A 13093-nucleotide genomic window follows, 5' to 3' on the forward strand; every position below is an offset into this window, starting at 1 on the left:
TATATCCGAAACACAATGACAGTGCGCGGCGCGGCTTGAACGCCGGGGGGCTCCTCCGCCACCATTCGAGTTCTCGCCGAACACTCGGTTGATGGCGATTTTCGAAGAGCCTTGGCATCTCTATATGTTCGGCGATCCAGTCATGCGAGGCATTGGTTTCGCATAGGCACATCGCCGCGTTGCTCGATCTCATGCTTGGATTTACATTTCGAAGGTCGATGATAGGACATGAGCCGATGGTTGGAGACAGCGACCACGGATCAAGCGTTGGCCGCATTTCGCAGCTCGCAAAATGCCTGGGCACGTACGGCATCCTTGCGCTCCTTTCCATGCTGGTAGGAGTCGGGGGTTTCGTTGCCACGGCGATGCTGACATCCCGTCCGGCGTTATTCCTGACCGCCGGCTGGTCGATTTTTGCGATCTGCTATGGTGGGGCAATAAGTGTCATCGCGCCTCGGCGGTATTGGCCGCTGGCCGTGGCGCTCTTGGCCGTTTTGTCGGTCGTTGGCGGGTTCGCGCTGCTGTGGCCTGCCACGGAGACACGGCAGCCGCCGGCGCCGGGAACCGAGTGGGCGACTCTACGCACTGGCAGTCGCCTGGCCTATCTCAGGCTTGCCGCCGTCGGGCCCCGCCATGCCGCGCCAGTCGTCTTCTTGCACGGCGGTCCCGGGGTGGCCAACATCGAGGGAGACGCAGAGTACCTTCGGCGGCTCGCTGCGAGCGGCTACGATGTCTACCTTTACGATCAATTGGGCGCGGGCGGCTCGACGCGGCTTGCCGATCCCACGGGTTACACATTGCCGCGCGCTGTCGCCGACCTCGACGCGTTTCGCGAGGCGATACGAGCGCCGAAAGTCGATCTCATCGGCTATTCTTGGGGATCGAGGCTCGCGGCCGCCTATTTAAGCGCCCACGCGGACCATGTTTCGAAGGTGGTTTTCGTCTCGCCGGACCGTATGGCGGGCGACAACAGCAATTTGGTCAACCTGCTAGGGCCGCTCGACGCGGCACATCTATGGGCGGTGCTGCGGCAAGCGTTCGAGCCGCGCGCGTTCACGGCGTGGGTTCTCGCACAAGTCAATTCGCGTGCGGCGCATGCATTTGCTGGAGACGCCGAAATGGACGCGCGGTTTCGTGCGATCATCGCCGCGCTCGCGCCCGCGCTGTTTTGCCATCCGCCGGATGGAACGAACGGCGGCGATCCCGGATTCTATGCGAACACGATGCTGCCGCGTCCCGAGGCGCAGCGGGGCATTGACCCACATGCGTCGCTGCGGCGCCTCGACACGCCGGCGCTGATCGTGAAGGGGCAGTGTGACTATCTGAGTTGGGCAAGCGCAGTTGATTATCGCGACGCGCTTCCCCATGCGAGCATGGTCTACGTGCCTGAAGCTGGCCACGAACTATTCGCCGAACAGCCGGACGTCTTCTTCGCCGCCGTCGTGGCGTTCCTCGACGGACGCGAGCTGCCGTTTGCGACTGTCACACAATCGAGCCCGCCTCCGGGCTACAAAGGCCCTACAGGAGAGAATCACTGAATGAATCGCCATCTTCGCGATTCCTCGCGTCGGGTAAGCGGATGGGATCGGAGAGGAGCCGCCGATTGATACTGATTATCGCTGAAGGCGCACAAGTTGCCCATCTTCGAAAATCCTTTTCGAAGTTAAGAGCGCAACTTTCTGACCATTCGCAGAGTTGGTCTTTTGCCGCATGCAAGAAGATCCCCGCTATTGGAAAGGCATTACCGTCGTCCCGAATGACTCGAATGGCGCCGGTTGCAGGATTCGAACCCGCGACCTACTGATTAAGAATCGCCAAATCCGTTGCGGCGCCTACGACCAGGATTTGTATGAGATCGAATATCGCCGCTCACGCACGACGCTTTTTTCTTGATGCGATCGCACCAGTTGTGGCGGCGATCACTCCAGCACCCACCGGAGCCATCACCGCCGTCGTCGGCGATAGTCTCGCGGCCGGCTGCCCATTCCGCACGCTGTCATGTCGCCGCTTCAAAGTGATAAACCTTGCCAAAGGCGGCGCGCGGCTCGCGGATATCGCCGGACAGTTGGATCGTGCGCAACGAAATGGCGCGTGGCGCTTCATCATCGACGGAGGTCTGAACGATCTTCTCGGCGCCGCCGCTCCGATCCCGGACATTGAACGCGATTTCCGAGGCATGCTGCAAGTCCTTGATCCGGGCGCTTCCGCGATCTTTACCTTGATGCCTTATGTCGCCCAGAGAGAGGCAGCGCCCCGCATAGATGCAGCGAACGCGATGATGGCGGAGCTTTGCAGAGAGCGAGGCATCGAGGTGTTGGACCTCAATCCGTATGTTTCGCGCAATGGCGTGCGCCGTGCAGAGATGAGCGACGACGGGCTGCATTTCACGCCACGCGCCAATGCGGTGTGGATTGCGGCTCTTCGGGAGAAGTTGAGCGATTAGCTTCGAGTCGCCAATCTCTTCGATCTGCGTCGTCGGCGCGATGTATAGCGGGGCACGAGATTGCGCGGTTGGCCGATCAGATCGGCGAGCCGGTGAAGCTCCTCCCAAGAGAGATGTTGCGTGAAGCGGCCGCACATGCCGGGAGGGCTCAGGAGATCGATGAAAGTGAATCCCGCGGGCGCGCCGATCGCCTCGAACGGCACGACTCCGTAGTGCTGGCAGGCGCGGTTTAAGCACCAGACGCGAGCGCCATGAACGCGCTCGGCGCGAAGGTCGACGATTGTCAGCGCGGCAAGCATCGAGGCGATGATAAAGGCGAGGCCAGATCGACCAGCGCTCAGTCTGGATCGTCAGGCCTACGCCGCCAACCTATGAACATGCACGTCGTGGCCTCCATTGTTCTGCATAGCGTACATGGCGGCGCGTTCATGTTCCTCGGTCCGGGTTCGCGCCCACAGCAACAGTCCGCCGCGCGCCAATTGCGCCTGCACCCAATTGCGCTGACGACGTCGAATGAATCCGCCGATGCCCACGCCAATCAGGCTGGCGGCCATACCAGCGCCAATGCCCGCAAAGATCGCCTCGGCGAAACTGCCGTAAATGGTCCAAACGGTGATCGCGCCAGCAATGGCGCCAACATAGAAGAGCAGGCCGATGAGCGCAGCTTTGCCTTCATTAAGCGACTCGGTTTCGATGTAGGAAATGCGAGGAGCTTCATCGCTGTCCTCGATTTCGACCGAGCGTTTCGATCCAACCTTTTCGCGCGTCTTCGCGTCTTCGGTGAGCAGGCTGATTTCGGATCTGTCGAATCCGTGAGTCATCAGATAGTCAATGGCAGACCGCAAGTTATCAAGCGAGTCGAACAGGCCTACGACTTCGGTAAATTCGCGGCGCTGTTCGAGCGCAGTCGTTTCATTCGATTCCATGGAGTTCCTCCCGAAACTTGGTACTCTTGAATCGAAGCCTGCCTCTGCGCGCCCTTGCCCATCTGAGCGGGCGTTCGCCGTGTGGCCGTCGTATCAAATATCAGCATGCCCCCGCTTGGCGCTTTCGACAAGGCCAAGCGCTAACGGAGCTCAGGCGAAGAGCTAGAGGCCGCGCCGTCGACGGCCTCAGCGCGAAGATCCGCGATCGCCGGAAGGGCAGGGAGCTGCACGGCGGCGTGCCGAAATCACGCGAAGCGTGGGACTGGATGTGGGACCAAAACGCTCATCAAAGCGTAACAAACTGATATATTAATATTATATTTAGTCAGGTGGTGCCGGTTGCAGGATTCGAACCCGCGACCTACTGATTACAAATCAGTTGCTCTACCAGCTGAGCTAAACCGGCCCATAGCGTCGTTTGAGGCGCGTCGCGCGACTTCTCTATGCGTCCAAGCCGGCGGGGAGGTCAATCCCGCGCCCGGCGCCATCATCCGAGCCGCATCGTCGCCACGCTCAAAGCGGCGGCGCAGGCGTTCGACACGTTGAGGCTCTTGATCGGTCCGGGAAGATCGAGCCGCGCGACGGCGTCGCAGCGTTCGCGCGTCAGACGCCGCAATCCCTTACCCTCGGCGCCGAGCGCCAGAACCAGCGGCTTTGACAGCGCGATGGTCGAGAGCGATTCACCACCTTCCGAATCCAGTCCGACGCGCGCATAGCCACGCTCGGCGAGTTCGTCGAGGGCGCGTGCGAGATTGACCACGGAGACGATCGTCACGAATTCCAGCGCGCCAGACGCCGCTTTGGCGAGCGCGCCCGAAAATTCCGGACTGTGACGTTCGGTGACGATGACCGCGTCGACGTTGAAGGCGCAGGCCGTACGCAGGATCGCGCCGACATTGTGCGGGTCGGTGATCTGGTCGAGCGCGAGCACGACGCCGCTGACGCTGACGATATCGGAAATATCAGCCTCTGGCAGCGGACGCGCCTCGAGCAACAGCCCCTGATGCACGGCCTCTGCGCCGAGACGCCGCGCGAGATCGCGCGCGTCGACGAGGCGTGGCTCGAGACCCGCCGCCTGCGCCAGATCCTTGATGCGCGGTAGCGCGGTCTCGGTCGCATAGAGCGACAGCAACTTGCGCTTGCGCGCGGTGAGCGCGGCGCGCACCGGATGCGCGCCATAAAGCGCGACGAGATCGGGCGAGGCGGGGCGGAACGGCCCACGCGCCTCCGTTTTAGCGATCGGCGCGCGGCGGCCCGTGTCATGTGGGCTGCGGTCTTTCGGGGGCGGTCGGCGGCTCATCTCAGCACGGTCGTCTTGATCCACCATCCGGGATGTTGGGCGCGAATGACGCGGGCGGCGCGAACGGCGTCGCGTCGCGTCGAAAACAGCGCGAAGCATGTCGCGCCCGAACCCGACATGCGCGCGAGCCTGCAGCCGCGCGCCGCGCGCAATATGGCGAGCGCATCGACAATAACAGGCGCCTGTAGACAGGCGGCGTCTTCAAGGTCGTTGCGGCCTTTCGCCAGCAAGGCGAGCACGTCTTCTGCGCTTGGCCGGGCGCCGATCTGCAAATGCGCAGCGCGATCGAGCGACGCGCCCGGCTTCAATCCAAGCGCGGCAAAGACCGGCGCCGTCGCGACCGGAACGCCGGGATTGATCAGCACCGCCGGCAGCAGGGGAAGACGAATCGGCGCGTCGAGACTTTCACCGGCGCCGCGCATCATGCGCGCGCGCGGCTCTAGACAGACGGGCACGTCCGAACCGACGACGCGTGCGACCTTTCGGATGCGAGGATCATCGAGGGAAAGATCATTCGCTTTCGCTAAAAGGCGCAGCGCGGCGGCGGCGTCCGACGAGCCGCCGCCAATGCCCGCCGCGACGGGCAGGCGCTTCTCCAATCGAAACCGGCCGAGCCGCAGGCCCTTTATTTCTTCCGCGAGGCGTCGCGCGGCGCGCAACACGAGATTGTCATCGCCGGCGCCGGCGGCCGAGGACGTGGGTCCCGAAATGTCGAGCGACAGCGTTTCGTCCGGCGTGAGGGATAGAGTGTCGCCTGCGCCGGAAAAGGCGACGAGACTTTCGAGCTCGTGATAGCCGTCTTGCCGGCGGCCGAGGACGTGAAGGGTGAGATTGATCTTCGCCGGGGCGCGCGTCGTCAGCATCTAACCCCGGTCTCCGCACGTGGGGATCGAATTCGCGGAGCCCTTTGAACTGGAGCGGGCGAAGGGATTCGAACCCTCGACCCCAACCTTGGCAAGGAAAAAAGATAGGGTTTCCGGCCATTACTCAATTTTTCCTCACTTGACTAGCGCCTTGCGTTTGTTGGCTTTTCCGCTTATTTATTTTTCCCACGATTTACCCGGCTTTCCTTTTGGCGGCTTCCGAATGGCTTCCGAAAGTGGCTTCCGAAGGTGTCCTCGCACGTGAAGGTCAGGCTCACCAAACAATTCTGCGACACATGGCGACCCTCAAAAGACGATGACGTCGCATGGGACGAAGCGACCGAATGCTTCGGCCTGCGTGCTATCAGGAAAGGCGAAGGCTTCCGCAAGACGTTTGTCGTTCAAAAGAAGGGCGCCGGCAAGAAGACGATCGGCCCCTATGGGCTCTTGACGCTCGACCAGGGCCGCAAGGCGGCCCGCGAGTTATTGGCGCGCCTCGCGCTCGGCGAAAACCCGATCGCGGACGAGCGGAAGAGACGCGACGCGCTCACCGTCGCCGAACTCTGCGAGCAATATCTCGACGCCGCCCGCGCTGGGCTCGTCGTGACCAACAAGAAGCGCGTCAAAGCCGAGTCGACGGTCTCAATCGACGAGGGCAGGGTCGCCCGCCATATCATTCCTCTACTCGGAAAGCTCCCGGCGAATTCACTTGCCGGCCGGGCAGACCTGTTGCAGCGGTTCTATGACGACGTCGCCGCCGGGAAGACGGCTGGCAAGATCAAGACGAAGACCCGCGGGATGGCCCGCGTGCAGGGCGGGGCGCCGGCCGCCAAACGGGCCGTTGGCTTGTTCGGCGGTATCTGGACGTGGGCGAGCAAGCGCGGGCTTGTAGAGGGCGCTAACCCCACCCGCGGGGTCGATATGGCCGCCGACGCCACGCGCGAACGAATCCTCGCGGCGCATGAACTGGCGAACCTCGGGCAGGCGATGCGAGGGGCCGCCGAGCGCGAGACGATGGCGGCGGCCGCCGTTCGAATACTTGCTCTAACGGGTATGCGCCGCGAGGAAGCCGTCAGCCTTCGCTGGCGCGAGATAGACGCGGCGACTCAATGCTTGAGGCTTGAGGCGACGAAGACCGGGCGCTCCATGCGGCCGATCGGAAGGGCGGCGCTCGACTATCTGCAAACGCTGCCGCGCCTTCACGATGAATTCGTGTTCCCGAACCGCGACGGAACTGGCGCCGCCGATCTCAAGAAACAGATCGCGGCCATCTTTGACGACGCCAAGCTGACAGACGCGCGGTCGCAAACGCTGCGCCGGACCTTCGCAAGCATCGCCGCCGATGAAGGCTATGGCGACGCGACCATTGCCGAACTCTTGGGCCATAGCCGCCGGGGCGTGACGCAGCGGAGCTACATCCGCCGCCCCGATGCTGCGCTTGTCGCCGCTGCCGATCGAGTCGCCGCGCGAATAGCGGCTGCGATGGACGGGCAGGGGGCGGACGTTGTTAGCCTCCCGACGAGGGCGAAGGCCCATCGAAATGAGCAAGAGCTATAGCAGCCTCGCCGAGTGGGCGGCCGCGTTTGCGGCGGCGCAAGATGTGCGTCGCAACGCGTTCGACGCCGCGACGGGCGGAGCGCCGCGCGTGGTCGACGGCGCAGAGATTGCGCGAGCGGAAGCAGAAGTTCTGCGGTTCAAGATGACGTGGCAACGGAATCGAATGCGAGAAATATTCAAGGCCTCGCCGGTCCATCAAGACCAGATGGACGGACTAATGATGCTTGACGACATGCTCGTCACGGCGATGCGACTCGGCGCGCTCGAACTCACGAATGATAAGCGAGACAGGATCGAAGCGACACGGAAAGGCCGCGCGGCCGGAAAAAGGCGCGGGGCGCAACTTAGCGCGGAAGCCGAGGGAATGTGGAAGCCTCACGCACTACAATTGGCGCAGGACGCGCAGCGGAAAGACCCCACGCTGCTTTTGCAGAAAGACCTTGCCGAAACCATCAAGAACGGCTGGAGATTGAATATTCACTGTCCCACGTCGCAGCTCGTAAGAGCCGTCCGCGCATGGCAGCGCGAGGGTCGGCTGTTGAGACGAAAAGGGCGGTCAGCCGGCTGATCTTCTATACTAGGCGGAAAACGTGCGTAATCTGCAAAACCATTCCCGCCAAGAGCGGGCTCGCTCACGCGGAATGGTTAGATGCAAAACCGCAAATTCATGCGCGCCAAGGATGCCGGCGTCTATCTCAAAGACAAATTCGGCTTTGGCTCCGAAAAATCTCTGAACAAGCTTGCCTGCCTTGGCGGCGGCCCTGAGTTTCATAAGGCTGGCCCCGCTCGGCTCTACACGCCCGAAGCGCTCGACGAATGGGCGATGAGCAAGATCGGCGCGGCGCAGAAAAGCACGTCAGACACGGCGGCGGCGTGAGACATGCGCCGCTCAAACGAAAGCCCGCCTCCTGGCGAGAGGCGGGCTCGGAAAATTGATCGATCTGGCAAGGCGATCGCTTCCGAGAAAACCAAATCCGCTCCCGAAAATCAAGGGAAATCACTCCCGCCAAAGGCGACGCTCGCGCGCAGATGGCCGCGCCTTCGCGTCAACAGATTCAATTTCAAATGGGTCGACGACGCGACCGGCGAGCGGGGCGATGACGTCGAGTCGTTGCGCGCCTTCCTTGAGAGGAAGGCGACTTCATGACGCTCACCCCAGCCATCGCGAACAAACTTGCGGCGATTCTTCCGCGGCTTGCGAGCAACCACGATGGCGAAGTCGTCGCGACGGCAAGAGCGATCGATCGCACACTCAAGAGCGTCGGCGCAGACTGGCACGATCTCACCGAAGCTTTCACGCGCGGCGCGGCGGTCATCATCATTCGCGACAGGAAGGCGGCGAAGCCGGAACCGAAGCCGTCGTCACGCAAGCCGCCACCGCGATCGGCGCCGTCGTGGGACTCGCTTTCCCTCGCCGGTCGCATCGCATGGCTCACGATCTGCGCGGAGAAGGCGTGCCTTTCGCCATGGGAGCAATCATTCGCCGAGAGCATCTTGGTGTCGCTCCGCGACGATCCATACAGGCCGCTCTCGCCGAAACAGAAGGGCATCTGTGACCGGATAATCCGAAGCGCATTCAACTTCGGGTTTCGGCCATGACGGAATCGAGCCGCAGGGCCAAACGCACAATCAGTCGCCGTCAGCGGGCTTCGCTCACCCTCTCGCAGCTATACCGCGTTGCCGCGGCGCAGAGCGCCGCTGGTGAGCTTTTGGACCCAAGGCCATGGCTCAAGGTCCTGGCCAACGTTCTCTCATCGGCACCCGCCGGACGCATCGGAAAGCGCAGCGGGCGAGACGCTCCAGACTACTGGGAGCTTTCCTATAACAGCTTGCTTGTCGCCGCTCAGCGCTGCGGCATTGAGGCTCCGGCGGAAGAGATAGAGGCGCAAGTCGCCGATACGTCCGAATGGCGCGCGCGTGAATCGCGGCGCATCGGCCGCTCTCACTTCATGGCCATGAGCGCCGAAAAGATCGGCGAACTAATCGGCATGACCGAAGAGATTTGGCGCGAGGCCAAAGCATGGAATCTCGCGCCCTACGGCAGTTCGAAGGAGTCGCTGCAACAGGCAAGGAAGGAGCGCGACAAGATGCGAAAGCAGGACAAGCGCCGCGCGGAAGGCGCGCGACCGCAAGGCGAGAGTTTGTCCAAGCGCAGGCCATGGGAAGCTGAAGGCGTCTCTCGCCGGACATGGTATCGCCGCATCGCGGCGGCCCAGAATGGAGCGCCGGACGATCCCAATGATGGCGGTGGCACAACTTCGTCCGCGACAAATAAGTTGGCACAACTTCGTCCGGCACAACTTCGTCCGCGACAAATAAGTGAGCGTGGCACAACTTCGTCCGGGACAAATATTCCCTACGGGCGTTGCCCTCGGGAATTCCCCAACGACCATGTCCCGGGTTGCGGCGAGGCCGAGGCGGCGCAAGCGCGCCGACCGGCCGGACCCGGCTGCAATGACCGCGGAACGGCCAACGGGATTGCAAACGACGCGGCGCCCGGCGAAGGCGACAGCGCGGCGGCGCTTGAGCGCCGACTGACAGGCGACTGTGACCAATCATTTTCTGACGCGAAGGATGAAACGCTTCGCAGGGATGGCGGCGAGAGCCGGCATGATGGCCAATCGTCCGGCGCTGCATCCGGTTATGCGGCAGGCGACTTTGAGGACGCCATAGCGCGGTATCAGCGCATCAAAGGCGAGCCCGCGCCGGCCTATCAGATGCAGCCCGGCGGCCTTGCCGTGCGCGCCTTGGCGCTGGTGCGTCGTCCCGACCAGATGACCATGCAGCCGATACGTCGTGCGCGCCTTGAGCGACCGCTTGAGGAGATGGCCGTATGACCGGGCTAAAGCGGACACAACCGGACAAAACATGGACGGCCTTGCTGACGCGGCGCAGACCGTCGACGCTCTTTATGAGGCTAGCCCCATAAGGCGCCGCTCGACGAAATCGGAAGTCGGGGCCCGGCGGGACGCGCTTCTCGCCATCGTCTCCGCCGGCAAGCCGATGACGGTCCGCCTGCGCGCGATCGTCGAAAGCGCAATCACAATGCACTTGCCGCACGATCAATTCGACGTCCTGAAGGCGGCCGAGGCGAGCGAGCGTGAGCACTTCATGAAAATTGCGGAAATGCTTGGCGGGAGTCCGTCATGACGCCAGCCGCCGCCATCCGCGACGAGGCCGCAAGACTTCGATTGCAGGCCGATCGACTCGACGCGCTCGCGGACGCTCTCGACGGCGCGCCGATCGCGCCGGCGGAGCCGACTTGGATCCCTACAGGGCGAGCGCAACAGATCCTGCGCGTTAACAGCGAGTCGACCATTTACAGAATGATCGAAAGGCACCCGGAAATCGCCCGTCGCGCAGCCAACGGGCGCAACTGGCAGATCGACAAAGCGAAGCTCCTCGCGCTCCTCGATCGCGGCCGCGGCGAAAACGGCGAACGCAGCGGCGAAAGCGGCGAATGCCTTCTGCTCGAATCACCCCGATAATCCGGACAAGCAAACGGAGACGAATATGGCTTTAAGTTTTAACGCGAACGGTCCGGTCGCCGTCGCCAGATCGCTTTCGCCCGAAGAGTGGAAAGCGCAGGCGAGCTTCGCGCTCGACAAGGACGCCGCCGACAAATTGCCCGCTGGCGCCCGTGCGAAGTTTCTGGCGCTCCGCAACGAATTGGCCGAAGCGCGCGCGGTCCTCACCGTTCCGCGCGAGAAGCTCGCCGAGGCGCGCGAGAAGCGCGACAAGGTCAGGCTCCGTCTCGAAAGCCTACGCCGTAACGGAATGCATGAGGGGCACCCGGCTTTCGACGCAGAGAAAGAAGTTTTCGACCGCCTTAGCGCGGAAGTGAAGCTGGCGAGCGATGAATACTCACGCCGCTCCGCCGCGATCGGTCCGATTGGCGAGCAGATCAGGCGACTCGAAGCCTATACCGCCTCGCTTCCTCTTTCCGTCGGCATGGCTCCTGCGGTCGCCGTGAAGCTCCCCAAGGGCGCGTCCATCGTCGCCGCGATCGTACAAGCGCGGGAGAAAATCCAAGAGCACCGCGACGCCATTCAAGCCGCCATCGACGCGCCATGCACGAGCGCCGATGTGAAAAAGCGGATGCGCGCGCAGATCGAGGAGCTCGCAGAATCTGGTCGGCCGAGCGTTCAGGGCGCGGTCGATTTTGGCGAGCGCATCAAGTTTCCGACGACGCCCGCTGAGGTTTTCGTCGAAAGCAAGCGCGGACACGCCGACGTTTCCGATGCGATCGGCCTCGTCGCTTGGTTGTTCAAGGATCAGCTTATCGCCGCGCTCGACGGCGCGCTCGCCGACGTCGCCGACGATGCGAGCGCATTGACCGCAGACGAGCGCCGCAGGCGCGTTGCGGACGCTAAGAAGCAATTGCTCGAAGCCGAAAGGATCGAGGAGGCGCTGATCGAACAGGCTCGCCAAAGCGGTCTGACCATTGGCCGCCGGCATGACGCCGACCCGCGCGCGATCTTGCAGCTTTCCGACTCCGCGCCGGAGGTGCGTGACGATTGAGTTTCGTCCGGGCTGACGAAGCCGGCTGCCGCTTGGTTTAATTCCTTTGGCCATGCGGCGGCCGGCACACAGAAACAATCAGCCCAAGGAGGGCCATCAATGCAACTTTACGACGAGAAAGACCTCGAAAAAGCTTTTGAGGACGGCCGCCGCGAAGCCGCCTCCTCTTCCGGGGATATCGACGCCGCCTATGCCCGCGGAGTCGCTGCCGAGCGCGAGCGGATCAAAGGCGTGCTGACGAGCTCAGTCGCCGAGAGCGATCCCCGCACCGCCATCATGCTTGTGGTCAGCGGCGTCGACGCCACGCCCGAGAACATCGCCGCCGTCAATGAAGCGCGGCGCATCGCGGCCGATGCAAGCTGGGCAGAGATCAACGCCAAGCGGACGGCATCGCCCGGTCGCTCGTTTTAAGAGGAGAAACGACAATGTCGACCTACGACAACGATCCGCACTTCGTCGCCTCTCTCGGCGCCGCACTCACCAAAGAGCGAGCCGACGGCCACAACAGCGCTTATCTCGAAGACTTCGCCGCCGCCTTCACGAAGTCCTACGCCGAGGGGCGCATCGCATACCGACTGCGCTGCAAAGCGATCATTGAGTCGCCGGAAGCGAAAGGCAGAGAGGTGCAGGCGAAGCACCTCGCCCTCGAAACCGACATGACTGCCGAGCAGGCGATCGCGCTCCTGCGCACCATGGCCTCCTCGTCGTCCATCGGCGCGCGTGCTGCCGAGACGATCATCTCTCGACCGCTTTGAACGGGATTGCCGCGCTTCGCTCCTGTTGCGCGGCGATGACGGGCGGGCGGCGCTTGCAGACCGCCGTCCGCCCCAAGCCAACAAGGATTGCGTCCGCACTCGCCGCAATGGTGTGGACGCAACCGGGGCGAGCAGGACACCCGATCGTCATCCTGCTCGCCCTACACCAACGAAGGCGCAAGGCATTGGAATGCAATGCTTTTATTTTTAAGGTTCCTTTCGAAGCATTCGCTTTGGGGCACGGCGCGGAGGGCCGATTTTCGCGCGTGAAAAAAAAGTGAATTTTTCCACTTGGGTTGGGAATAGGGAAAGCCGATAAATGCCGCCTCGTAGCCCTTAGACAATCCACCCGGCATGGTCGAGGTCGGCGACGTGCTCAACGACTTCGAGCTAATGCTTGCAGAAATTCGCCACGATCTGGAACGCAGCTTGGCGTCGTTCGCTATGAGCGGTGACGAACACGACGCCGAGCTGCGCGCGATTGATCCCGCGGTAAAGAGAACCTGCGTCCATTTTGAAACCCGGCTTACAAAAGCATTGGAGCGTCACGACACGCCAGGATAATAACGGCCAGATGTCCGTCTAATGCTGTTTCTTGAAGAAATGCTCCGGCCGAGCGAATTTCAAAAGGCGTCAGACGATTAATCTCAAATAGGAGTTCCACCGGCCCGCGCCATCCTCATGCACGTGCGCGAGATCCATCGTGGGGCTGCGGAAGGCATGTCAGG

The 13093-nt window shown here is 62.6% G+C and carries 17 protein-coding genes and 1 tRNA gene; 13 read left to right on the top strand and 5 right to left on the bottom strand.

Translation table 11 applies throughout. The features are described from left to right. The first annotated feature begins 329 nt into the window (after positions 1-329). Positions 330-1538 carry an alpha/beta hydrolase gene (locus FEV16_RS11580; protein WP_171015213.1) on the top strand — a complete coding sequence of 403 codons (1209 nt, stop codon included), beginning with the start codon at positions 330-332 and terminating at the stop codon, positions 1536-1538. 311 nt (positions 1539-1849) lie between these two features. Continuing rightward, on the top strand, positions 1850-2443 hold the full coding sequence (locus FEV16_RS11585) for a GDSL-type esterase/lipase family protein (RefSeq protein WP_138167872.1): 594 nt from the start codon (positions 1850-1852) through the stop codon (positions 2441-2443). Here FEV16_RS11585 and FEV16_RS17275 read toward each other — a convergent pair. The 5 genes from FEV16_RS17275 to FEV16_RS11610 all read right to left on the bottom strand — a co-directional run bounded on the left by FEV16_RS17275 (position 2440) and on the right by FEV16_RS11610 (position 5532). Continuing rightward, on the bottom strand, positions 2440-2742 hold the full coding sequence (locus FEV16_RS17275) for an SOS response-associated peptidase (protein WP_246657298.1): 303 nt from the start codon (positions 2740-2742) through the stop codon (positions 2440-2442). The two genes, FEV16_RS11585 and FEV16_RS17275, sit on opposite strands and share 4 nt — an antisense overlap. 57 nt (positions 2743-2799) lie before the next feature. Continuing rightward, complete coding sequence (locus FEV16_RS11595) at positions 2800-3369, bottom strand: hypothetical protein (protein WP_138167788.1); 570 nt, start codon at positions 3367-3369, stop codon at positions 2800-2802. 330 nt (positions 3370-3699) lie between these two features. Continuing rightward, positions 3700-3775 (bottom strand) — tRNA-Thr (locus tag FEV16_RS11600). 81 nt (positions 3776-3856) lie between these two features. After that, entirely contained in the window at positions 3857-4669 is an 813-nt protein-coding gene (locus tag FEV16_RS11605) for an RNA methyltransferase (RefSeq protein ID WP_138167789.1), read from the bottom strand. Then, positions 4666-5532 (bottom strand): 4-(cytidine 5'-diphospho)-2-C-methyl-D-erythritol kinase, encoded by an 867-nt coding sequence (locus FEV16_RS11610; protein ID WP_138167790.1) that lies wholly within the window; start codon positions 5530-5532, stop codon positions 4666-4668. Before FEV16_RS11610 ends, FEV16_RS11605 begins: the two co-directional genes overlap by 4 nt. A gap of 249 nt (positions 5533-5781) precedes the next feature. Between FEV16_RS11610 and FEV16_RS11615 the strand changes: the two genes are divergently transcribed. From FEV16_RS11615 to FEV16_RS11665, 11 genes are all read left to right on the top strand, one after another. After that, on the top strand, positions 5782-7089 hold the full coding sequence (locus FEV16_RS11615) for a site-specific integrase (RefSeq protein ID WP_138167791.1): 1308 nt from the start codon (positions 5782-5784) through the stop codon (positions 7087-7089). Next, positions 7073-7657 (top strand): hypothetical protein, encoded by a 585-nt coding sequence (locus FEV16_RS11620; protein WP_138167792.1) that lies wholly within the window; start codon positions 7073-7075, stop codon positions 7655-7657. The genes FEV16_RS11615 and FEV16_RS11620 overlap by 17 nt, the downstream gene beginning before the upstream one ends. 81 nt (positions 7658-7738) lie before the next feature. Then, positions 7739-7966: a hypothetical protein gene (locus FEV16_RS11625; RefSeq protein WP_138167793.1), complete on the top strand. Its 228-nt coding sequence runs from the start codon at positions 7739-7741 to the stop codon at positions 7964-7966. Positions 7967-8232: 266 nt separating this feature from the next. Beyond that, positions 8233-8688 carry a hypothetical protein gene (locus FEV16_RS11630; RefSeq protein WP_138167794.1) on the top strand — a complete coding sequence of 152 codons (456 nt, stop codon included), beginning with the start codon at positions 8233-8235 and terminating at the stop codon, positions 8686-8688. Then, positions 8685-9926, top strand: a complete 1242-nt coding sequence (locus tag FEV16_RS11635; protein ID WP_138167795.1) for a hypothetical protein — start codon at positions 8685-8687, stop codon at positions 9924-9926. The genes FEV16_RS11630 and FEV16_RS11635 overlap by 4 nt, the downstream gene beginning before the upstream one ends. A 31-nt stretch (positions 9927-9957) precedes the next feature. Next, entirely contained in the window at positions 9958-10239 is a 282-nt protein-coding gene (locus FEV16_RS11640) for a hypothetical protein (protein WP_138167796.1), read from the top strand. Beyond that, entirely contained in the window at positions 10236-10577 is a 342-nt protein-coding gene (locus FEV16_RS11645) for a hypothetical protein (RefSeq protein ID WP_138167797.1), read from the top strand. Before FEV16_RS11640 ends, FEV16_RS11645 begins: the two co-directional genes overlap by 4 nt. A gap of 25 nt (positions 10578-10602) precedes the next feature. Continuing rightward, the gene (locus FEV16_RS11650) at positions 10603-11610 is read left to right on the top strand and encodes a hypothetical protein (protein WP_138167798.1); all 1008 of its coding nucleotides are present in this window, start codon (positions 10603-10605) and stop codon (positions 11608-11610) included. A 99-nt stretch (positions 11611-11709) separates the two neighbouring features. After that, on the top strand, positions 11710-12021 hold the full coding sequence (locus FEV16_RS11655; protein WP_138167799.1) for a hypothetical protein: 312 nt from the start codon (positions 11710-11712) through the stop codon (positions 12019-12021). Positions 12022-12035: 14 nt separating this feature from the next. After that, positions 12036-12365, top strand: coding sequence for a hypothetical protein (locus FEV16_RS11660; protein ID WP_138167800.1), 330 nt, complete (start codon positions 12036-12038; stop codon positions 12363-12365). Between the two features lie 354 nt (positions 12366-12719). Continuing rightward, a complete protein-coding gene (locus FEV16_RS11665) occupies positions 12720-12929 on the top strand; it encodes a hypothetical protein (protein WP_138167801.1) in 210 nt (69 codons plus the stop codon). Positions 12930-13093 lie beyond the last annotated feature (164 nt).

This window comes from Methylocystis sp. B8 (genome assembly GCF_005771425.1).
GTDB lineage: Bacteria > Pseudomonadota > Alphaproteobacteria > Rhizobiales > Beijerinckiaceae > Methylocystis.